Genomic DNA, 22,959 nt, shown 5'->3' with positions numbered 1-22,959 from the left:
ACTTCTAGTCGCGTACGAATACAAGTTTAGAAGTTGAATACACTCTCCCATTTTCCATAATATAGAAATCTCCTCCAAATGGATCTGTGGGAATCGATTTAATTATGCCAGTTCGTATTAGATCGTTAAGGTTAAGAGGTTGGCGGTTGTGAATTTTACGAAATTGCTGAATCTTTGTCTCCAAGAAGGCGATTCTTTGCATAGCGTCTATTCGCGTTTCAAGGTATCTACGAATGGACGGGTCTTGTGCGTCTTTTAAGGCCTCCTGGAGATAGATGATTCCTGCTTGCAAGTCACCGCTGTACAGATCCATTCGCGCGGCGAGCTGGGAGAAATAAGATGGGGCGTTAGGTTTACCGGCGGCCTTCTTGAGGTATATACCTGCTGTTTTAGGATCTTTAAGGAAATGGAAATAATTATACCATAGAAAAAAGTCCGGCCTATAATCATCTAGGTCGAGGTCGGAGGCTTTTTTCAAGAGTGAATTGGTTTCCTCTATCATCCCTGCCTCCCAAGGTAGGGTCATCGCGGCTAAAACATATGGGTCTAAAAATCGTTCATCTAAATGAGTAATCTGTTGTAGACCACTATAGATACCGGGCCACTCATTGTCGTCAACGCTTTCCTGATTGAGTATTTTCTCACCAAGAAATGTTAGCAGATTAAGCATCATGTAATCTGCAGAAATGCCATGGAATTCTAATACAGATGCTTTGGTGATGGTGGGTGGTAATTGGGAGAAGCGACTGATGCCAACATATCTGTCTTCAGTGTGGATGTCATAAAGCAGATTGCTACTAAAAATGCTCAGAACAGCAAATGGGGCAATTAAGGCAATACAGCGTATAAAATTCATGGTAGATCGCGACGTTGAAAAAATCTGATAGCCAGAATAAGCATGATAGAAATATACGCTGATGCATAGAGAACGAGGAGGCTGATCTCATCAAAAGGTAGAGCCAGGCTGTGTGCGGATAGCAGTTTCAAGTCAAAAGATGCTAGGTTCGGAAAGATATATAGTGCTGCTTTTACAGTATACTCAATAGCAGGGGTGAATGACTCTGCCGTATTTCTCATGATCATAAAGCGTACCATATCCTCTGCTGTGTGCCCTATGAGATAGGTACTCAATGTTAAAAGCGTTGCTAAAAATGAGCTGGTTGTAATAGTGCACCAAAGTATAACGGTGCTAGTAAAGACCATGATGCCGAGGTAGGACATCGCAGTAGAGATGAGCACCGGTCTGATCGTATATTTGGTAAAGAAATAATCTGGATAAATAAATGTCGCAATGTGTTGTGCAATAAGTGTAGCCACAAGTAGTGTTGCCATAACAGTTGCGGTGATCATGGCCAGCCCAAGGTATTTACCCAGAATGTACTGTGGGCGAGATATGTTGCGGGAAAGCAGAGTGTAGATGGTGCGCTTATCTATATCACCTGCAAGCAGGTTTATAGCCAGAAAAAACGGGACAAGCAGGCCGCCTACGCTAATCGCTGACAGGCACAAATCTAGAAGAACCTTCAGGATGTCTCTCATGAATAGACCGCTTATGAAGACCGATACAAATATGAGAAGCAGGGAGGCAACAATTACGCCATAGAGCAATCTTTGGCGAAGACCTTCTTTAAAGGTTATAATAGCTATAGACCATATTTTAATCACAATTCCCCTCTACCAATTGTTTTAAGGAAATACATTTCAAGTGGAGTTCTGGCAATACCCGTTGAGTTGTCTGTCTTAAACTCGCTTAGTTGTAGGGGGGTAGTGGTTGACATAAGTTTGCCTTGGTGCATAATTCCTATTCGATCACAGATCCTTTCGACATCAGTGAGTATGTGAGAGCAAAATAAGATGGTTGTACCTCTATTTTTACACTCCTCGATTATTTTTATGATGAGTTGTCTACCAAGGGGGTCCAATCCAGACATTGGCTCATCAAGGATAAGTATCGAAGGGGTATGAATAAGGGCATAAGCAAGGGCTGCACGCTGCGTCATACCTTTCGAAAATTGCCTTATAGGGGTGTTTTCAACATTGTGAAGGTCTACTTGACTGATTGCTCGTTTAATCCTCTCGCCTCTCTCGGAGGCTTTGATTTCACCAACCTGGCAGGCGAAGTTTAAGTGCTCTTTAAGGGTGAGATTAGGGTAAAGGCAGGGATTCTCTGGGAGGTAACCCAGAGAACGTTTTCCAGTTGTGTTTTTGGAAGCTTGACCGTTCAACAGCGCGATACCTTCATCGGCCTGAGTGAGCCCCATTAGTATTTTAATGATAGATGATTTGCCTGCACCATTTAAACCGATGATGCCGAAAACCTCGTTCTCACTAACGTCAAAACTCACTCCTTTTAGTGCGTGTTTACTCTTGCGACCGAGAATCCCAGTTGGGTAAGATTTGCAAATATTCTGGCAAGATAGTGTAGGCGACATAAGCTTAAAAAAATTGGAACTGTTTTGGGTTATGGTTTGCGCATAAGCAATCTCATGTGTTCTATGCAATGCAGAAAAGCAATAGGCTCTTCATGTAAAAGTACAGGAAGAGCCTATTGCTAACAAAAAAAAATAAGAATTACAACTTACATGGTGTTCCAGTTACTGTAGGCTGATGCATTGGTCCCGGCTACGGCGCCTGGAGTACCTGTGGATGAAATATCCTGCCAGAAGATTTGGCTGCTATCGGATGCCATTGCGTATCTCTGGCCTTTTTCCTTGCCTGCGGAACCAGTATGCCAAGCGTTGATGCCAAAAGCTGTAGCAGCTGTGGCGCCATTCATATTCACCTTGGCAGATGGTTGAAACACAAGGCTGGTTGCACCTGTAACACTGGTGGCGGTAATTGTTACTGCTGCACCATCAGAGCCAGATACGGAAGATGCATTGGCACTGGAAGCGATCATGAAGCTGAAAATAGCTAAGCCGGTTAAGGCTAGAATGGTTTTTTTCATTTTTTTTTCTCCTGAAAAAATCACTGTGAATAAGAGAGCTCAGTCCTAACGGTTAGATGCCGCCTTACGCTTGGGTTTATTAGTTAGGGTATTCCTGGAAATCGGAATAAAAAGCGTGCAACTCAGTACCGAGGTTTCTCACATCACTCTGGGCAGCTTTATTTTGGGCGCGCACCCGATACTGTGCGAACTGAGGAATAGCAATTGCCGCCAGAATACCGATAATGGCAACAACGATCATGAGCTCGATCAGGGTGAATCCTTTCTCGCCTTTTGCTCTCTTTAACTGGCTTCCGATAAGTCTCATCATAACGTTTACCTCTCTCCTTATTTTGGGTTGTTATGAGATTAGGGATATGCGTATTAAACGCACTTCAATAAGCTCTGATATGCAGGTAGTGTGCCTGTTAAAATTAAATGATCTAGAATTATGTAAGTGTACTGATAATCGTGTATCTACATCATATTAAAAGTCTTTTCAAGTGACAAAGAATACTTTAAGTGACAAAAAATGTCATTATTGTTGTATGTTGTGTTGTTATTTGTCACAGATCATTGTCGTTTATCGTTAGGTATATTAGGTCATGACCTATTGTCATGAAATTTATAGCGAGCGTATTGTATTTCATTGGCAGTGCTAACAGTGAAATGGTTATGGCCCATTGAAATAAGGGGTTTTGCATAATAATTGTACATAGTACAGGATCATAATTGATTGCAAATGTGCTTGGAGGTTTGAATCGCTCAATCGAATATCCCGGGTAGGGCCTAACCACAAAAAGGAGTGTTCGGTCGTGGGTTATAATCTAAAATGTTTTAAATTCATTCTATGAATTATTTTTTCGTTAACAAAACACAATCAAAAAAACATAACAATAAAAAAGAGCATTGTTGACGAGCAATGAACACAACAGAATTGATTTCTCGTTATAGATATTCTTTACCCATGTGAACTGCTATATTTTCATCCTGTGTCAATGTGAGTGAGAAATGATGTAGTAGGATTTCGATGGACACTTTCTTAAGAGTGAAATAACACTTCTTGAGGAGGTAACTCATAACCAACTGAAAACCCCGTAACCGCACAAACGAATTCCACGAAGCAACTGTGATATTTGTCACAGATCAGGGCTATTTCATAGCTGAAGCCGCATGAAATCTTGAAGTAAATGCAAATCTGCCTGGTCGTTGGAAGAAGGAATCGGAGCAGTCTGAAGATGAATCAACCCTACTTGGGAGCATGGCTGCCAGGGAAGCTGAATTAAAACGCCTAAAAATAGAGATAACAAGCAGTTCAAGATGGAACGGGACATATAAAAAAAGGCAGCTCTGAGTTCAAGTAGTTAAAACAACAGGGGTGAGGTATCAGTTTATTGATACCGAGAAGAAGCTATTTTCAATTTCCCTGCTTATGCCAAGTAATGAACGTAAGTCGTAGTGGGTTGTACTCTTGGATTTCCAGAGATGAGACCGAGCGAGCAAAAAAACGTGAGTGTCAGATTCCCAAGATAAAAAAAGATACATAAAGAAGTCAGGGGAGAATATGGGGCACGGCGAATATCATGTGTTCGTGTCAAAGCTGCTAGCCTGATGTAATTAGTAAATGTGGCGACAAAGCAGAAAAAGAAATTCCAAGCTACAACAGACAGCGCATATAAGCTTCCTGTTGCACCAAATGTGTTTGATCGCAATTTTGTTGTATCACAAGCTGACACTGCTTATCGCTCTGATACCGCATACATTTGGACTACAGAGCGCTGACTGTATCTCACCGTTTAAATGGACTTATATTCCCAGAAGCTTGTGGGCTGGTCACTGAAAAGTCGCATGATAAAAGACCTTGTTATTAATGCATTGCGAATGGCGATCTGGCGTCGCAGGCTATCACCAGACCTTATTTTTTATTCAGATCGTGGCAGTCAGTGTCAAAGAGAACCAGATGACAAACAGCATGAATAATAAAGGCAATTGCTGGGAGCGTCAACAGTGTTGCTGAAAGTTTCCTCAGGAGTTTGAAGAAAGAAAGAGGATTTGGTTCCCCCTACGCGACCAGATAAACAGCCAAAATAGATATCGTCGATTCCTTGAGATGTTTTATGACAGCAGGAGGCGGCATTCGTATCTTGGCTATCTTTGGCAAAATGATTTTAAAAAAAAATGATGGGGTTGTAAAAGGTAGCCTGAGCTAAGTGTCTATTTTTACTTGACCACGTCATCCGACCGCTTACCAGACCCGGTAGACAAATTCCACTTCCGCCTTTTCCGGGTTGGGGGCTGAGGTCGAGGTAACCCTTGCAGAGTATACAAATTCTAGATCCGCGTTTGGGTCTTCACGGAACTCAGTGCGGGAGAGAAGAGTAGCGGTTATGCCGTCACAATTTTGCTTTGCCAAGGCAGTACAGACGTTATTATCGATATCGATTTGATTATTACCAGAGCTGCAATCGGAGTTGTTGCAGGTGAGGTTATCGTTTCTCATTTCCGCCATGATATAATGACTGGCGCCTTTTGCGACCTCCAACTCTGCCAAGTAACGTTTGTCTTTGCCTGACATTTTAGTATGACCAACTAAAGTGTAGAACAGTGTTGAAATAAGCACCATGGAGATAAATCCGATCAGTAATATTGAGATCAGCGCAAATCCGCGATCATCTTTTATACAATGCATAGTGTCTCCTACCAGTTCATTGGTTTGCCGCTGATACGGATAAGCTTCCATCTATACTGCTCGTAATCTGTAATGCTTCCGGCCGAAAGGGTTACCAGTCCGTCGGAATAATCATTTTGGGAATGGAGGTTTTTATCTTTTTTACCGATCTGGGCCAGCATGTATACATGGATATTTTTCACACGATCGAGAATATCCGATGTGCTGGTCGGAGCAGTATCCGTGAAAGCCTGATCAATCTGGCCATTACCGTTAGTATCCAGATCGAATCGTACAGTGAAATCGGCCACACAGTTTAAGAGCGGGTCGCCGCTGCCGCTGTTGACTGCACGAAGCATGCTGCTGGTGTGATTTGCGCAATAGTCTGGTGTTGAAGAAGTACTCATTTTATAACTGATAGCAGTAGACCTGAGAGAACTGCATGTTAAATCGGTACTGTTTTTGACCTGCATTCCCATGTATATCCCCTTCCCAGGGCAACATCCGGGATCACCTGCTCCGGAACAGGATGCTGACAGCCGGGTCAGTTTTTCATATTTTCTCTCATCGTCAAGAATCATCATGCAGGTGTTGGAACTTGAGCGCTGATCTTCGACAACCACACTGCTCAGTTGAGTCGTGTTTGCATCGCAATCGAAAATAAGCCAGCCTAGAGTCTCGGAGTTTGAATTGTTCAGGGTTGAATGAATGGTGAGTACTTTATTGGTATTGTCCCAGATAAGGGGAGTATTGGTTTCATTTGTGCCTATCCCGAAAAAGGCGTGTTCAAGGTCGAGTCGCATCAACTCCAGCGAGGTAATTTTGTCCATATGGCTTTCGGCCGTGGAAGCTTCGACTTTCGTTGACGTAAGCAGTTTGATAAAGGGTGGATAGGTGATTGCCATCACTAAGCTCATAACCAGCATGGAAATGAGCAGCTCGACAATGGTGAAAGCCCTGTGGTTGATTTTCATATATCGCCTATAATGGTAGTTGCGCTATGACTGTACTGTGTGCCTTTATGGGTCCAGGTGGCTTTTACTGTCAAGGAGCTTGCGGTACCATTGACAATGGTCTGGTATACTTCCTTCACAGCGTAGGCGTGGCTGTAGTTACGTATTTGCCTGTTGAGGGTTACTTCTGTTTCCTGCAGCGCAGTATTACTGAATGGGATGTTACGGGCATCGGCCAATCGCTCGTTGACGATCCGAACCGCTTCGTCCCGCAGTTGGTTTCTGCTCGAAACGGAATATGCGGTGATCATGCATTGCATGGTCCAGAGCATCATTATGGTAAGTAAAAATAAGGCTATTACTGATTCGAGTAAGGTGAAGCCGTTTTCAGAGCGGGTTGCAGATATCATTTCCACCTCCATCTTTTCCGGCCTTGCCGATAACGATGCGGGTATCGTTTATGGCCAGACATGTTTCAAGAGTGATTGTGGTGCTGGTGGCGAGATAAATATTTTCGGCATCGTAAACCAGCCCTCTGGTATTTATTTTGTACACTTCGTTGGCTGGTCGGATCGGGTTGCCGAGGAATAGTTTTCCATCCAGGGCTGTGACATTTCCGGCTGAGTCAATGAGCTCTGATTTCAGTTCATCACCGGCGCTGTTGATACTGATCTGTAGTTCAGTCTTTTCGGTAAAAGCTTTCAACCGTTTTTCCTTGAAATAGACTGAGATTTTATGCATATCCTCAGAGATTGAGGCGGCTTCGGATATACGGTTGAACTTGTGTATGGCGATGACGGCAATTATGCCGATCATAGCAATGACGGTCAGTAATTCGATCAGGGTGAAACCCTTATTGCCACGTATCGCTACCTTTTTTTTTAACGTTCTATCCATAGCAATAGTTCTCCTTTATACCCAGAATCCTTGTTTGTTTCGGTAGCATCTTCCGGAGGTGTTCCTTCGTGGGTGTCTGTTCTAACCTTGAGGGTATCCGGGTCATCGTCACCATCGATGAAATTTTCTTCAGTGAGTTCAATATTTATAATGTTGCCGCCACTTGGCTGCAGCAGGGCTGATGCAGCTGGCGGACTCACTGGTGTGGAGGTGCAATCGTGCCACATGTCGTGCCCCGTTTCACAGTTGAAGCCATAAAGGCGTGTGACACCGCCGAAATAGCAGGAGTTGGCGTAGGGTTTCATTGTGGTGAATATGACGAAATCATCAATAATAGTAGGGTCGGTAATGGTACGCTCCCTGTTGTAGATGCCATCTGCAGTATCAAGTTCATTGTAATTCCAGGTCAGCGCACCGGAGAGTCTATCACCGCAGACATCTGAGCCGCTTTGGGTGCTATGTGAATTGTTGAATAAGCAGTTGGGATTATTGACACCGTCTATATAATCCTGAAGGCAATTGTCTATCTGTACGCCCAGAAGGCTGTTGGTATCGTTTTGACCACCAGCCATGTCGTCCCTGTAGAACCAGCGGCCGGTTCCGAAGTATATATAGTTTTTCTTGTTACAGTAGCCGTAGCCGATGGCGGCGGTGATGGGGGCGATTGCCTGGTTGAGTACCTGCTGGATATCCCACTGAGAAGGGTCGCCATCATCAGGTGCGACTAGGAAGACGTTTCCTTTCCAATCTCCGGACGTGATCCAGTTTACACCGAAAAAGACCGCGTCGGTATTGTCGTCACCGTTATAATCCACTCCGTTAGTGAACAGGCGTCCGCCGAAAGCTTTGTTCAGGTGTTGAAAGTTTGGGTTATCCGTAGCGGTTATGGTATGGAGTTGATCAAAGCTGAAGTCATCTTTTAATTGAAGAATAAAAACAGAAAGTTCCTGACCGTCAGTGGCGCGGCCATTGGAATTGAGGGGACCGGAGAGAAAAAGTACGTAGTGTTTGGAACCTCTTTTTATATAAGCTGGGCCGGAGTAGCTGTATCCAAGTTTCGGGTCTGTGAACTCCCAGAGGAACTTCGGATCATTGGCATCCGTGATATCGATGGCGAAATATGAAGAAAGGCCAAGATTGCCAGGTAAAGCAGGAGAATAGATATTTGTTCCGCCAGCTGGAACTGTGATGAACTGACCATTAGGATCCTGCATTTCAATTATGGTAGCTTCGGGCGGAATAGCCTGATACGGATTACTATCGTTGTCGTTACCTATGGTACCGGTGGTGTCTCCGCACCAGCCTGTGCCATCAGTGCAGCCGACAGCACCGCCGAATCGCATCCCGCCGATGAGTATTTTCTTATCGGCAGTGGTGATCACATATGGAGATTGATCAACGGTATAAATATGTTCGTAATCAGGGTCTGCAAGAAACTGAAGATAGGGCATGACATTCTGGGGAATGAAGCTCCATAATTCTTCACCAATTTCGTCATTCAGACATCCGAAGCCATCATCGTTGTTATTACAGAGGGCAATGGCCTGATTAGCCTGGACCATATCTTTACGCAGTTTTCCAATTTTAAAGGCATGGAGCATTCCATCATTGGCACCTGTGTAGAGCACCGAGTAATCCGGGTAATCGACGATTCTCGGAGTGGAATTAATGATGTCCCCGAGCTTCCATATTTCGTCACTGGTTGCCGTAAGTGATGAGTCACCTCGAAAACGTCTGGAACGGCATTGCGTGGCAGCACCATTTACGGTGAAATTGTCACTGGCACCTCGTATGTATGATATAAGGTTGTCAACTGTCTCAGGTGCTAACGGATCGCCAAGGCATGACGGGGTGCTTTCAGTACCGAGTTTGAACATTTCCGCAAAGTCAGCTCTGTTGCTCTGAAGAAATTCGGTCTGTGTACCATTTCGGTCAACACCGAATATCAGTCGTCCTCCACCCAGAATATCGCTCAAGTCAGGTTCGATGGTTTCAAGGCTGAGGATTTCACCGGTGTCGAAAATGCGTTGAACCTGATCTACCGCAGTAAGCACATCGTATGGACCCGGGGTGTTGCCGGGAGCTGAGTTCGGGTCTTTGTCTCCATAGTCGTTGCCCATGGTGGAAATTGGGTTGTAACGCTCTATTACAAGTGTTCCGTCATTAGAAAGTACGAACTCGATTGCCATGTCATCGATGATATCCAGCGCGAAATACGTGTCATTGGTTATGGGGTCGAGATGAATAGTATCAGTTGTATTTTCACGTATGCTGGAAACACTATCAGAACGGTAATGCCAGTAGCCGCTAAGATTACTGAGCCATTGGACATTGTGCAGACTGGAGTTGTCTGCAAACTGTTTTTCCGGAAAGAATAGCGCCTGTGATATCAAAGCCCCGGATGCGGCACGCTCGCTCAGCACCGAGACTGCGGTACCGGCTGAAGTGCGTGCCAGGATATCGCTGACGGCTTTGGTCAGAACATTGGCGAGCTCATCGCCGCTACTTGCGGAGTATGACTGGCCGCCGCCGTTAGCGGCAGCGTCCTGCAGAATCTGGGGAGGCGTGTTGCTGCCGAAAGTTACAGAATACGTGGTGATATACTGATCTCCATCAAGGTCGGCATCAAACCGTAGGTCGCGGTTTTCCTTCTGGCCTGAGGAATCGTCCCAGCGCAGAAAATAGGCGATATCGTCAAGGTTATCCTGGTAAATGTTGGATTCATCAGCTGCATCGCTGCCGTCTCCAATGTTATTGTCCCCGTCGCTGTCTATTATGGGCTGAGTATTGCCGAAAGAGTCTAGGAACATTGGTGGGATATAGTCATCTTTTGAGGGATGGCCGTCGGTGAGTATTATTACGTAGGATTTTGCGCATCGGACTATATTGTAGCTACCGTCACCCTGTTCATAGGCGTATGGGTCCCAACTATCAATTGCCTCGTAGATGATGTCATTGGCAATGGCGGGTTTATCAATGTAGTAGGGACTCTGCTCTTGCGCAAAGTACTGCCCCAAGGAAAAGAGGTTTTCTGCAAGAGGAGTTGTTCCCCATACCAGCGGATAATGCTCGATGGCATCGACAAGATCCTCAGCCGGTGAAGTTACAGGGGTGTTGATGTATCTGAAACCGCCAGTGTCATTGGTGTGTTTAACGAAAGGATTTTTAGGGATTGCCAGATTCAGTGTGCCGCCGTGTGCCCATTCCCCTTCATAAATATTTTCGTCTTTGTGGTAGCGAAAGAAGCTCAATCCTGCCCTGATTTTAGCTTCATCACTACTGTTGTCGGCGAGTTTCTGGATTAACCCCTGAGGCTCTTCGTCAACGATGACTGCAATATTATACTCCTGATGTGATTGATCGATTGCGATAAATCCTGAAGTTTCAGAACTATGAGTGATTGAGCCGTCTGCATTCTCGACGTGTAGATCGATTGAATCGTCAGGATTTAGCTGGTAGCGCAGGCTTGCGGTGCTGTTGTCGTTGGACGTCTGCATATCCGCGATAAACAGCTCCGGGCTCTGGCTGCCGAGCCAGAGGCTATGATTTGTTCCACTTATATTGCCGATAGAGCTGATCATGAATGTGGCATCACCTGCGTGGAAGGTGCCATCCTCAATAGCAAGAAAGTGAACCATCTCAGCCTGATTATGCTTCTGGTTGAGTGCATTGGTTTGAAGGAGCGTTTCGAATCCTTCGGGCAAAACGTTCTGTACCCGTGTGGTAACAGGATTGCTTGTTTCTGCCGTGACTATGGAGGTGAACACAACAGGTTGGTTGGTGAAGCCGCTTGTCTCGATCTTCTGCCAGCTGTCAATGTGGTTGATCTGCTGAGAACCGGCTACGAGTCGGAGGGGGCCCCTATCTCCTGACAGAAGATGTGCTCCCTTACGTATTGCAAGGTAGGCTACCTTCTCCCCTTTGATATGTTCCCCCTGACCCCATTCCTGGATACGTATTTTAAAGGATGAGGTGTTCTCGCTGGAATCAGGCTGGGCGGGATTGTTAAGGATAATTTGCACGATTGATGGATCGCTGCCGTTGTCGCTTGGGGTTTTGGCTATAATGACTGGCGGGCTTAGGTAATTGGCCTGGAAATTGACGGTGACAGGCACGTCATGGAGATCCTCGATGAGCCCATATTCACCGATTACCTCCCCGGCGGAGTTGAGGATCAGCCTGCTGCCAGCAACGAGTTTGGCATAGGGGTCGTAGCTTGCTTTTATCTCACCGGCATGTGCCGGACTCATGGTTTGAAAAATGGTGGAGTTCGGGTAGGGGGAGTAATTCTCAGAGCTGGCTGAATATTTAAAAATACTATGGTCGGACGGTTCATTGTGTCCGACGATTTTGAAGGTGGTACTGTCGAACGAGGAGGGAATGGTTCCCATATAATCAAAACCTGCCCTGTTTTCAACTTTGCCACCAGTCAGGACTTTACGTGCGACGTCAATTTTTCTTGTGGTCAACCAGTTCAGGAAGTTGCCGGACCAGCATTCAACACCCTGTGTGATGGCGCAGTTTTCTTGATAAAAGGCACCTGTGCTCGAGGTATCGACAATGACATCGTAGTTGGCTGTAGCCCCGGTTAGTTCAGTCGTGTCTACGGGTATTGTTGAATCGTAGCTGTAAGTTTGGTCATTTCTAAAAAGGCCGAAGTATTCTTTAGCAGGGTCAAAGTCGTCGCCAATGCAATTGCCTGTGCAGTCTTTGCTATAGCCACCAGGATATTGGGGTTCTTTCATGCTGCCAGAACTATCCAACATGAATACGACATTGGGTTTGACTGAAGAGATAAGAAAAGGAGGAATTGCGAAGTAATCACTGCATTGGGCAGCGTAAACATTGACAGGGAGAAGCAGGGTTAGCAGGACGAATATATGCAGTTTTTTGGTTATTGTCAGGGTAGAAATAATAGTGATCATATCGCACTTTGGTCTTCGTTAATAATATAACTGCTGCCTCGCGTGATTCTACATGTCTGAAAATGTAATATGATAATCTTACAATATTACAGAACATGTTGAATACACAAGGAATGTACTCCAGTTGTGTGTGATGGTAAAGAAAAAACAACATAATATCAATGTGCTGTGACGTTGTCAGCAGTGCTGGCGTGAGGGTACTGAAATGATAGGGTATGTCCTAGTGTACTCTTTATTCTTAAATAGCCTCTGGGCTATTATTTAAGGAGGAAGAGGGCCGTGCATGGTAATGACATTTTCTATTTAGACTGGCTATCACTAAAGCTCAGCTTCAAGGAGAGAGGCGTAAGGAGAAAGGTGATAAGGGGTAAGAACTCAAAGCTAGAAAAGCACTTCTCTAAAAGCCGATCGCAGAATTAATGCGGGGATTGGTCACGTGTCAATCGTTCACGTCTAACACTTCACGCCTGTCGCCTCACCTTTTCAAGCCGGAGATTAGGGGGAATAAGAAATTTAATGTCTAAAAATGGCGGGGGGAATAACGGGAGAATGATGAAGGTGATCAAGGGGGGCGTGGTGTATATTGCCAAAATGATCCGGCTCCTACATATTACAGGCACTACTCTGTCCAGCTTCATATTGAGGGCTGTTGAGAGAGAAAATTTTAGAGAGCTCAGGTAAAACTTTGGTGAGGTTATCGGCCTGTATGTTGCTTTATGGTACGGTCAGGGTATGGTAGGCCGAAATGAATAGTAAAAAAGTGATTCTTTTCGAATTTGCAGGAAAAGACTTCATAAGCCTTTAAAAGTGTAAAATACAACCATGTATCCCAGAAATCTTAAAAGCCATATTGCGGTATCAGTCTTCACTGCGCTTCTGATTGCCATGCTCCTGACAAATATCGTTGTCTCAGCATTGTGGTATAAAAGTCAGGTTCAGCAGAAAATAGAGACAACCGTCAAAATTCTGGAACAGGCATCTAGGCTCGAAGTACATGCCGGGAATGTTCTGCCGAACGATTACGATATTAAGCTAAGTAGAGTGGTTAGGAATGTTTTGGATGTATCGGTAAAGCAGATTGTCGTTGAGGTGCTTAGGGAGGAAATGTCACAAACGGGCAATTTACAGTCTACTATGTACGATGAGTCGTTGCGGTCAGCAGTTCAGTTGGCTGTGAAGAATGAAAAAACAGTAGTAGAAAGAATTGAGAAAACGAGTTCGGTATTTGTGATTCAGCCGATGTTTATCGCTGTAGCGGTGCCATTTCAGAGCCAGGATAGAGTACAAGGGGGTATCGGCATATTACTCAGTACTAGGTCGATAGTAGACGCCATGATATCAAAGCAGGCGATGATCTGTGTCTACATATTGCTCAATGCGATAATTCTAGCGACTTTGGTGTTTTTCCGCATGAGAAAGGTACTTCTCGACCCCGTGGATAAGCTCATGCTGCAGGCAGACAACTATCACCTGTCGGAGGGGGTTGGTTTATTTTCGGAGTACTCTCCGAATGAGTTTGGTCAGTTGTCCAGAGCAATGCAGAATATGGTGAGGAAAATCGAAAAAGACCGTGATCAGTTGCGTGGGTCAGTTGGTTCTCTCAAAGAAGCAAATGCCAGGCTCAGGGACGCCCGGGACGAAATTGTTCATGCTGAAAAACTTGCTTCACTGGGGCGATTGTCTGCCGGTCTCGCCCATGAGATTGGCAACCCCGTGGCAATTGTTCAGGGGTATCTTGAACTGATTGAAAGAGATGATGTGAGCGATGGTGAAAGAAGGCAATTCATAAAGAGAGGGCTTGATGAGCTGCTCCGCATTGATACTCTTTTAAAGCAGTTACTGGAGATGGCACGTAGTAGTGCCAGTAATCAGGAGCCTGTCGATTTAGCTGAGTCCATAAAGAAATCTCTAGATCTGCTCCAACTTCCTATCACCAGGAACTGCATTTCAGTAAAAACAGAATTTCCAGGAGAAAAATGCACCATATGGGCAGACAGGGATAAAATCCAGCAGCTGTTGATGAACTTTCTCCTCAATAGTATTGATGCGATTGCGGAGAAAAATGAAGAGCATAGAATAATTGAAGTGACAATTCACCCGGTTTTTAGGGAGAAAGATACCCGGAAAGATATACTTCTTACCATCAGGGATAGTGGCATCGGTATCGATGAAGAAAACCTTGAACTAATATTCGAACCGTTCTTTACCACGAAAGAGCCTGGCCAGGGAACCGGACTGGGGATGGCGGTTGCAAACAGAATAATCCTTTCATTTGGCGGAACTATAAGGGTTGCCAGTCAAAGAGGAGCTGGTGCAGAATTTGTGATAACCTTTCCTGCATATGAGCCGGCATATGTTCCTGAAGATGATATTACAATGGTAACACGGGATGTCTAATACGAACGGGAGCGGCATGGGATATAAACTTTTGATAATTGATGATGAAGAGAACATGCGGCATATGCTGCAGTCCCTGCTCTCGAGAAGTGGCTACCAGATCTTTCAGGCTCAGGATGGACGAGAAGCACTGGAAAAAGTTCAGCAGGAGCATTTTGACTTTGCCCTTTGTGATATTCGTATGCCGGTGCTGTCGGGTATGGAATTTTTACAGCAAGGTCGCAAATTCCTGAAAGACACAACCGTGATCATGATGTCGGCCTACGGTACGGTAGAACTCGCTCTTGAAGCTATGAAAAAGGGTGCCTACGATTACATCTCCAAGCCTTTCAAGGTTGATGAAGTTTTGCTAACGCTCAAAAAAGCGGAAGAGCGGGAGCAGCTTAAAAGGGAAAATCTGCAACTGCGGGAGGAGTTGACATCGATAAGGGCTGAGGATGGGTTTTTCGGTATGGTTGGGGATTCAGAGGTTATGCGAGAGCTATTCAATCTGGCAAAGAAAGTTGCTGGGCATGATGCTACCGTTCTTATTACGGGAGAATCAGGCACAGGTAAGGAATTGCTCGCCAGGGGGATCCATAAGTATTCAAATCGTAGCCGTAATGAATTTTTTGCCATCAACTGCGGAAGCATTCCTGAGAATCTTCTTGAGGCAGAGTTGTTCGGTTATGAAAAAGGTGCCTTTACCGGTGCAGAGAGCAAGAAGAACGGTCTCATTCTTGAAGCTGACGGCAGTTCTTTATTTCTTGATGAAATTGCAGAACTCCCATACGCAATGCAGGTAAAACTTTTGCGTGTTTTGCAAGAAGGTGAAATTAGACCGATCGGGGCAAATCATCCCTTGTCTGTAGATGTCCGAATCATCGCCGCAACTTCCAGAAATCTTGAAAAGGAGATTGCTGATAACAGGTTTAGAGAAGATCTCTATTATAGGCTGAATGTTATACGACTGGAGCTTCCTCCACTACGGGAGAGGAAGAGCGATATTCATAAGCTCTGCGACCATCTTATCCGCAAGAAGAGTAATTATATCGGTCGCGAAATAGAGGGAATGTCTGCCGGAGCAGGCTCATTACTCTTACATCATGATTGGCCTGGCAACGTCAGGGAGCTGGAGAATGTGATAGAGCGAGCCGTAATACTTGCAGAAACGAATTCAATTACTGAAGCGGAATTGCCAGATGCTTTACGGCCGGGAAGCCAGGAGGTGTCAGTGACAACAGCTCATGGTGAGAGCTTTTCTCTAAAGAGTGCCAAAAAGGAAGTTGAAATGATTTATATTCGAAGGGTACTCGAAAAAACAGGAGGAAATAAGCGAAAGGCCGCAGAGTTGCTGGAAATGAGTTACCCCTCTTTGTTAAGCAAGATCAAGGAGTATGGATTTTAGCTTGAATCTTTCACGATTATCAAGAGGCAAAATTTAAAGAGCAAAACTCGTTACAATAACTAAATACGAACGTAGAAAAGCAGGGGGTCACCAGGTTCAACAGAGTATGCGGGAAATTCAGTTCAGCAACCCGCCCGGATAATGAATAGTGATAGGTTGCTGAAAGCTTAAGAATGATTTAATGCATTTTCCAGTTTGTCCTGCCACTCTTGAAGTTCTTTAGGGGCAGGTTCATCCTGTCCCACCTTGATAATTGCACCTGTATTTTATCCAGATCAAGCTTATCCCTTTCCCCTTGTTCGTTTTGATCATTCGAGTCGGATCCAAATGAAGTGTCTTGCTGTTGTTATCGATTTTGTTGGGATAATTCAGTTGAAGAGAGTTTCTTTGCGAGTCTGATAACTGAGCGAGTATTGGATCATCCTATAAGTTCAGAGAGGAGGTCAAGCAGGACGTGATTGATTATATCGAGATGTTTTATAACAGCAAAAGATGCCACTTTTATTTGGGCTATCTTAGGCCAAATGATTTCGAGAAAGAGCTGGAGTTAAAAAAAACAGCTTAAGAAATGTGTCCGATTTTATTTCACGACATCAGTTTGAGGGATCTGGTCGTACTGGGAATGTGTGATAAGTGAGTTGCCGGATCATGGTAAGCTCCCTCAAGCAGAAGTTGGAAAGCTGATATATTGAGCCAGCAATGAACGTGCCTGACCTGTAAAAGAGTTATTTGAGTTGGTGATTGTAATGGATTAGGTATTGTGAGTGTATGAGTGAATAGAGGGCTGGACAGAAATTCAGCATGAATAAGATGACGGAAATTGTCAATTGCAGGCCCGGGCTGTTAAATAGCTTAATAACCAGGCTGAGCGTTGTAAGATGGTGAAAGGTTTTTTTTGAAAAAAGAAAACCCCAATGTGCACCAAGCACATTGGGGTTTGGAAATGTATGAGATTGCTCTTTTACTGGTCAGTCCATGTTGATCGGCCACTCTTGAAATTATTCAATGGCAGGTTCTGTTGTCCGACCTGAATAATTTCACCTGTACTGGTCTGAATATAGGCGTTGGCGTCATCACCACCTGAGCCGACATGCAAACTGGGGGTCATTGCCTGACCACGACCGAGGTCGAGTTTATCGCGAACGACATCGTTGCTCTCTTGATCGCTATCGGTACCAAAGACATTTTCATACCATGCTGTACCTGTGAGATAATAGACACCATACAGGGAACTTACACCTTCAGCCTGGCAAATATCTGCAAAGGGCTGATAGGTTGTAAAAGTAGTAAGACCACCGAGAAGGGTAGGCATACCCAGTGAACGCTCGCGTGGCTCTGTCAACTCGCGATACCAACCGTCGATACCGATCGAATCGTTATTAGTGCCCCCACACCTCTCGCCTCTGATGTATTGCTCCATTTCTCCATAGGAATAGTATGTTTTAGAACTGCCGTTAAGGCTGTATGTCTTACTCAGTCCCGGCGGAATGCATGTTGTGCCGTCTTCATTTTCACAGTAGATCAAGCTGCTCTTACCATAAAACCCTCCGGTCCCACTCAGGAGAACTTTCATGAGGTCAGAGCGGTAAAGCCCCTGGTCTCCCTGGATGGCGGCGGGATTAGGGGCAATCGCAGAGCCATTATTTAACCAGTTAACCTCTCCCCAGGTCATATCGCAGTTTTGATCCCTTGGCTCCCGTATGCCAAAAAAACGTTGGGTCGTCGCATCAGATTTGTCTTCAGGGGAATAGAACCGACCGGTACCAAAGTAGATCCAGAAGTTTTCAGGGTCAAAACCGATATTTGGGGCAGCGGTTATAGGAGCCTCAGTATCTATAAGTTTTTTAATTTCCCACTGATCCGGGTAGGTGTATGCCTGTTTGCCAGTTACAGTATCAAAGCTTTTGGTAACAAGCCTGAAGAGCCTGCCTCCGCCGTCCCATGTCGGTTTGGTACCGGTGAAGTCAGATCCATCGGTGGTGCCGAAGTAGGCCGCATCAGATTTGTAGGCTATACCTTTACCTGTAGAACCGTTCGAACTCAGGTCGTAGTCGACTGTGACAATATCTCCTACAAAACTTTCGATCCCCCCGCTACTGTCTGCATCAATCATAAATCTTCCGGCATAAGGAATAGTGGCTGAAGAAGAGGGCAGAGCGTTTGGAATCCTGAAAGGCTTTATGCTGGATGGGACTACAGTGCCGTTGCCTGTCTTCCAGTTAACGCCTGTAAGCGCGTTGAGCGGATAGATGGCAATTTTACCCTGCTGATCATTCTGCCCTTTGATTGTTGTCGGGCCATTTCCCAGAACAAGGAACCACTCTGAATTGCCGCTGTCGTCACGCATTACCACAATAGAAGGCATTGCGGTTGTATAACCGAGTCGCGCGTATTTGTCAGTGCCATCTGCTAATTTTTCAGTGGTCATGGTCATCTCACCGAGAAGAGTCGGTTGACGTTCAGGGTCTGTGATATCCAGGACAAAATAGGCAGAAACGAACTCACGGTTCTCATTGATGACCGTAGAGTTATCAGCTATCTGAGGTGCACCCCCGAAACGCATATGGCCAACGAGAATGGTACCCCAGCCATTAGGATGTATGTCATCATCAGGGAATATTCGAACATCGAAAATTCTCGGAGGCGCATCCACGTAATACTTATGTTCATATTCCGGAGAAGTCAGGCATTGCAGGTGAGGTTGCAGGTTGTACGGCACATAGGCCCACATCTCATCGCCTAATTCAGGGTACGCAGTGGTAGAGTTGGAGCCGTATGCTGTTGTGGCGATACATTCTCCAGATGAATTTCGCTGATCGCTATCGGGTCGACAGGGCAGGAACCTGTTTAAACCTGAATCGTAGAACCCGCCGTTAACCGCGTGGAGCATACCATCATTGGCGCCGAAATAGATCATATGGCGACGATTATTGTACTTCTTATAAAAGTCGGCATAATCCGGATCATTGTAGATGTAGTGGTATCCCTCCGACGGTCTTCCAACCAGAGTAGGTGTTGAATGAATGACATCACCAAGACGCCATGTTTCGCGATTGAGCGTAGTGTAATCACAGTCCGGATATTGGCGGCAGCGATATTTTGTCTCGTAGGTACCATCGGCAAGTTCGACATACTCGTCATAGCCACGAATCCAGGCGACAACATCCTGCAATTCTTCAACAGAAGTTACACCGAAGTCGCTTTGCAGTGATCCGCGACCTTTATGTGTTGTATACCATTCAAGCCAATCTGATTCCGCTCTTTTGATGGTATCTCTGTCAAACGATAGGACTTCATAATTGTCGACGATGCCATCATTGTTGATATCGTTCCAGGTGAAGACATAACGGTATGGGTATCCACCGGTGAAGTCCCAGGTGCCATCCGGCAGAAATTCACGATTTTCTAGGATGTTGCTATCTGGAATAGCGGCAAGGCGGTCTTTGGCGGACCAGAGATAATGTTTAAAGTCGCGGAGGTCGATGGAAGTGTCATTGGTCTGAAAATAGTCGGATTGACTGCAGACACCTGTGTCTATAACATCCCGGTTAAAACATATTTTAGTCGAGTGTGATGTCTCATCAAAATATGTCACAACCCTTCTGTCACCATCGAGGACACCATTGTTATTACTGTCCTCACCGGTGTCGATTTTTCCGTTACCATTGGTATCCTCAGTCCACAACTCTCCCTGAGTCGTGGAGTTGCCACTGTAGTCATCCCAGAGATTACCTTTGGAATCGATAAAGAATGCGTGAACATCACCAACCCAGACAAGAGGTTCTTTACCGATGCCACGATCAATTTTCGGCCAGAAAATAGCCTGGTAAACGCCACCTTCACCACTTCGGGAACTGGAGATAACCGATGCGGCAGAACCTGCCGAGGCGCGGAAGAGAATGTCTGATAGCGCTGTCCTTAAGTTCGACTCAAGCATTCCAGGGTCTTCCCCGGTGTACAGGGTCGTACCTGCATTATCGGCAGCTTTCTGCATAAGCACTGCAGGATTACAATCATTTTTCGAATCATCATCACGAGGTACACCGGCCACAACGAAGTATGAGGTAACATTACGCTTGTCATACAGTATGCCGTCGTCGCTGGCTAATTGCCCCGGGCTCTCGGCCGGGGTGGTGTAGAGAGAGGTGACCGGCGCATTCTTGCCGTAATAAACGACATCGTCAAGATAGGTCGAACCATAGAGCTGCCCACTTGTGCACTCGCCATCGTTTGCTACAGAGTAACCTGCATTGGCAAAGGTTGCTGGCATTGTATTTACAAGGCCAGCAACATCGTTATGGATATCAGCTGTTGAAGCGCCCTCGGTTATAAACAGGACATAGTTTTCCTGACACCAATACTGCACAGGATCTTCCCAGGCTGAATCTTCAGTCTCAAGAAGAAAATCTCTGGCATCCAGGCGAAAGGAATCGTTCTGACCGTAATATCCCAAAGCATTGTAAATGCCTTCAGCCAATGGCGTCCAGGCAGTAGCTTTGATATTGTTAATGGCAGTGGATAGATCCTCAACGTGTTTGTTGCCTGTCGAGATGGATATAGTGTCCCCGTCGTTTATCCGGGCAATTATTTCTGCACCGTCTCTGTTTTCCGCTGGACAATATTTGATAATCGGGTCGGTGAGTTTATTCGGGTCTGTGGAGATTGCATTATTGGCAATTTCACATTCAGTTAAGGCACCATTATCAGCAAAGGCCATAGCGCCAAGACGCAGATCTCCAGCGACCTCATGCAAAAGCCCTTCTGGCTTTTCTGTCTTCTTGAAATAACCCTTCATAACGATGAGCGGGCTATCAGTTCCGAACATAGCTATAACGCCAGAGTCAACCAGTGAACCAGGTAATCCCCATGTTTCTCCGCTGTTGAAAATTTCATCAGACGGGTCGATAACCTCTGGTAAAGTAATGGATTGACAGTAATCCCACATTGCTTCCTGAACGCACTCATCGGCAGAGTTAGGGTTAAAGTCGTCAGTCCATTGAGCAGGTTGTGATGAGGTTGGTGTACAGGAATTCCCGGAATCGTCGACCCAGATGACGGCCCATTCTTTGTTGCAGGCGTCTTTATTCGCCTGGTAGTTGCCTGTACATTCATAGAGTACGTTTTCAAAGCATTTTATAGCAGGATTGCCATCAACGTTGTCATCGCTTGAGGTGCATGCTTTTTTTGAACAACCCTCACCAATTTCCGGTTCATAGCAGCGGCCGACGTACCCTTTGCGTGCGGTATCAATTGTCGATTCGTTATAAACGCCGTAGCACATATAGCCGCTGTCTGAATGGCTGATTGTTGGTGGAGTTACACCATTTGCATAAATGCCGTCACAGGCATTATAAATTTCGCTGAGGTTGCCAAAGTCACTTGGAGCTGTGTAACTTTTTTTTACTGCGGACCAGCAAGCGTGGATCGAGTGGTTGTATGCTGCATTTGAGGCAGCAAGTATGCCGTTTTGGGAATCATAAGCCAGACATGTGTCAATATATTGACTTGTTTGGCCCTGTGAGGCATCTGCTCCCTTACTGATTTCATCCACGGCGTTCTTACATGCCTGCTGCCGTTCAGAACCTATAAACCCCTCTGTAGAGATTCCCAGAATTGCAATTCTGGTCGTATCGTCTGTGGTATCGATCCAGCTGTCGTCGTTAAATCCAGAGATTGAAAAAGTAATGACAGAGTTGGTACCTGTCGGGCCGGTCACTGGTATTTCTTTAAGAAAACCTCTAGATGAGCAGCCCCGGCCTTCACTAACAAGAAACTCTTCATCTTGATCGAACTTGCCGCCAGTAAGAATTTTTTTCTGGATATCAAATTTAGAGGAAGATGCCCAATTGAGAAAATTACCGGTGGCAGTAAAAGCGGTGACCCCTGATTGATGTAATGTAGATGTTTCGTCATCCTCCACTTCAGTAATATGAACAAGTAGATGCTCATTGCTATAGGCATTCCCGGCAGATGTACTGAAATGTGTGGTTGCCTCATTTATGCTGGCAAAATTTGTCTCTTCAAAATGGCCTTCGCTCAGTCTGTCCCAAGTAAGGCCACTGTCGTCATGGAGAGAAGTAGCAGATGAAGTTCCTCCACTGGTGGCGCGATAAAGTTTGCCATTATAGGAAACGATATCATTCGCCAGGTAAGGTGTCTGTGGCAACCAGGTGTGATCTCTGGGTTCCCAGGTTACGCCAGTATCGTCAGCAATCGTTGTGCCGTTGGCTGTGCCACCATTGGTGGTGTAATAGAGTTGATCCTCGTAGCGAACGAAGCTGCCATTGTCATATGATGTGCCATTTTCCCAATCTGCTATTGAGTGCAATGGCAGCCAGTACACTGAACCGTCTTCACTGATAGAAATGCCTGTTGAGGGAAGTGGTAGGCCGGTATCTGGGTCTTTATGTACTAAATTAGCAATAAAAAACGCGCCGTCAGAATAAACTATGTCGTTTCCCGTGTATGAAGTACCACTTACCCAATGAGGCTGGCCCGGTACATATTCATACCATGTGTTCGGTTCATAAAGGCCGGTGTAGGTCTGTGTTGCATCGAAACCATTGTCATAGCATTCACCAACGTTATTGACATAGGCCAGATCCAGCATGCTTCCCGAGTTGTCAATGGCAAGCATCAGGTTTGGCTTCGCTCCTGAAGAAAGAAAAGGTGGCATTCCAAGACCATCACCACAGACCGAAGCGTTCAGAGATAGAGGCGTAAAGGTGATTGAAGCAAGCAATAGAAGATGACATGCTGCAGCTTTTCTCCTGAATAAGTGATTCATACTGAATCCTCCGAGATAA

The 22,959-nt window shown here is 45.4% G+C and carries 14 protein-coding genes and 1 pseudogene; 4 read left to right on the top strand and 11 right to left on the bottom strand.

Annotation, left to right across the window (positions count from 1 at the left end; genetic code table 11):
• Positions 1-4: 4 nt before the first annotated feature.
• The 5 genes from ACN5NT_RS06620 to ACN5NT_RS06600 form a co-directional block, all read right to left on the bottom strand.
• Entirely contained in the window at positions 5-856 is an 852-nt protein-coding gene (locus ACN5NT_RS06620) for a hypothetical protein (RefSeq protein WP_419174907.1), read from the bottom strand.
• On the bottom strand, positions 853-1,665 hold the full coding sequence (locus ACN5NT_RS06615) for an ABC transporter permease (protein ID WP_419174906.1): 813 nt from the start codon (positions 1,663-1,665) through the stop codon (positions 853-855). Before ACN5NT_RS06615 ends, ACN5NT_RS06620 begins: the two co-directional genes overlap by 4 nt.
• A complete protein-coding gene (locus ACN5NT_RS06610; RefSeq protein ID WP_419174905.1) occupies positions 1,662-2,345 on the bottom strand; it encodes an ABC transporter ATP-binding protein in 684 nt (227 codons plus the stop codon). The genes ACN5NT_RS06615 and ACN5NT_RS06610 overlap by 4 nt, the downstream gene beginning before the upstream one ends.
• A 233-nt stretch (positions 2,346-2,578) precedes the next feature.
• Complete coding sequence (locus tag ACN5NT_RS06605) at positions 2,579-2,947, bottom strand: hypothetical protein (RefSeq protein ID WP_419174904.1); 369 nt, start codon at positions 2,945-2,947, stop codon at positions 2,579-2,581.
• Positions 2,948-3,026: 79 nt separating this feature from the next.
• Positions 3,027-3,254 carry a type IV pilin protein gene (locus tag ACN5NT_RS06600; RefSeq protein ID WP_419175034.1) on the bottom strand — a complete coding sequence of 76 codons (228 nt, stop codon included), beginning with the start codon at positions 3,252-3,254 and terminating at the stop codon, positions 3,027-3,029.
• A gap of 1,472 nt (positions 3,255-4,726) precedes the next feature.
• Here ACN5NT_RS06600 and ACN5NT_RS06595 point away from each other — a divergent pair.
• The gene (locus tag ACN5NT_RS06595; protein WP_419174903.1) at positions 4,727-4,906 is read left to right on the top strand and encodes a DDE-type integrase/transposase/recombinase; all 180 of its coding nucleotides are present in this window, start codon (positions 4,727-4,729) and stop codon (positions 4,904-4,906) included.
• 265 nt (positions 4,907-5,171) lie between these two features.
• On the opposite strand, the gene ACN5NT_RS06590 is transcribed toward ACN5NT_RS06595, so the two are convergent.
• From ACN5NT_RS06590 to ACN5NT_RS06570, 5 genes are read right to left on the bottom strand one after another with little or no spacing between them, the layout of a single operon-like run.
• Entirely contained in the window at positions 5,172-5,615 is a 444-nt protein-coding gene (locus ACN5NT_RS06590; protein WP_419174902.1) for a hypothetical protein, read from the bottom strand.
• A gap of 8 nt (positions 5,616-5,623) precedes the next feature.
• The gene (locus ACN5NT_RS06585; RefSeq protein WP_136796600.1) at positions 5,624-6,568 is read right to left on the bottom strand and encodes a prepilin-type N-terminal cleavage/methylation domain-containing protein; all 945 of its coding nucleotides are present in this window, start codon (positions 6,566-6,568) and stop codon (positions 5,624-5,626) included.
• Positions 6,565-6,957, bottom strand: a complete 393-nt coding sequence (locus ACN5NT_RS06580) for a PulJ/GspJ family protein (RefSeq protein WP_419174901.1) — start codon at positions 6,955-6,957, stop codon at positions 6,565-6,567. Before ACN5NT_RS06580 ends, ACN5NT_RS06585 begins: the two co-directional genes overlap by 4 nt.
• Complete coding sequence (locus ACN5NT_RS06575) at positions 6,935-7,444, bottom strand: type II secretion system protein (protein WP_419174900.1); 510 nt, start codon at positions 7,442-7,444, stop codon at positions 6,935-6,937. The genes ACN5NT_RS06580 and ACN5NT_RS06575 overlap by 23 nt, the downstream gene beginning before the upstream one ends.
• Positions 7,429-12,189 carry a pilus assembly protein gene (locus ACN5NT_RS06570; protein WP_419174899.1) on the bottom strand — a complete coding sequence of 1,587 codons (4,761 nt, stop codon included), beginning with the start codon at positions 12,187-12,189 and terminating at the stop codon, positions 7,429-7,431. Before ACN5NT_RS06570 ends, ACN5NT_RS06575 begins: the two co-directional genes overlap by 16 nt.
• 1,002 nt (positions 12,190-13,191) lie before the next feature.
• On the opposite strand from ACN5NT_RS06570, the gene ACN5NT_RS06565 reads away from it, so the two are divergent.
• The 3 genes and pseudogenes from ACN5NT_RS06565 to ACN5NT_RS06555 all read left to right on the top strand — a co-directional run.
• Positions 13,192-14,766 carry a sensor histidine kinase gene (locus ACN5NT_RS06565; RefSeq protein ID WP_419174898.1) on the top strand — a complete coding sequence of 525 codons (1,575 nt, stop codon included), beginning with the start codon at positions 13,192-13,194 and terminating at the stop codon, positions 14,764-14,766.
• A complete protein-coding gene (locus tag ACN5NT_RS06560) occupies positions 14,759-16,153 on the top strand; it encodes a sigma-54-dependent transcriptional regulator (protein ID WP_419174897.1) in 1,395 nt (464 codons plus the stop codon). The genes ACN5NT_RS06565 and ACN5NT_RS06560 overlap by 8 nt, the downstream gene beginning before the upstream one ends.
• A 356-nt stretch (positions 16,154-16,509) precedes the next feature.
• Positions 16,510-16,718, top strand: a pseudogene (locus ACN5NT_RS06555) (IS3 family transposase); the annotation flags it as partial.
• A 396-nt stretch (positions 16,719-17,114) separates the two neighbouring features.
• Here ACN5NT_RS06555 and ACN5NT_RS06550 read toward each other — a convergent pair.
• Entirely contained in the window at positions 17,115-22,940 is a 5,826-nt protein-coding gene (locus ACN5NT_RS06550) for a hypothetical protein (protein ID WP_419174896.1), read from the bottom strand.
• Between the last annotated feature and the right edge of the window lie 19 nt (positions 22,941-22,959).

It is taken from the genome of Desulfosediminicola sp. (genome assembly GCF_048381775.1).
Classification (GTDB): domain Bacteria; phylum Desulfobacterota; class Desulfobulbia; order Desulfobulbales; family Desulfocapsaceae; genus Desulfopila; species Desulfopila ganghwensis.
This window is presented reverse-complemented; position numbering and strand designations above follow the sequence as displayed.